Source organism: Vogesella mureinivorans, assembly GCF_007644035.1.
Lineage (GTDB): Bacteria > Pseudomonadota > Gammaproteobacteria > Burkholderiales > Chromobacteriaceae > Vogesella > Vogesella mureinivorans.
The window spans coordinates 1-317 of the sequence record NZ_VMTV02000191.1 but is presented as its reverse complement, the minus strand read 5'-3'; the positions used below and the strand labels follow the sequence as shown (position 1 = coordinate 317).

1 pseudogene is annotated in these 317 nt (G+C 37.2%); it reads left to right on the top strand.

Going from position 1 to position 317, the window contains the following annotated elements:
- Positions 1 to 283: pseudogene (locus FLQ44_RS07750) on the top strand (amino acid permease); the annotation flags it as partial.
- Positions 284 to 317 lie beyond the last annotated feature (34 nt).

The window sequence follows — 317 nt, the reverse complement described above, 5'->3', positions numbered from 1 at the left end:
TAACTTAATTAGTTTTGGTGCTTTGACTGCATTTAGCTTTGTGAATTTCTCCGTGATTTCACGTTACGCACTACGTGATGGCAGAACGAAATCTCTAAAAGAAATCATCAACTATGTGGTCATTCCTTCACTTGGTTTTGCCAGCGTATTTTTAATGTGGCTAGAAATTGATGAAATGGCATTAAAGCTTGGTTTAGCATGGGCTGTACTTGGTGTTGCTTATTTAGCCTATAAAACACGCGGTTTCCGCTATCCAGCTCCACAACATAATGAACATGAATAATCTATGATTTGAAAAGTTCTAAAACAACAAAGGC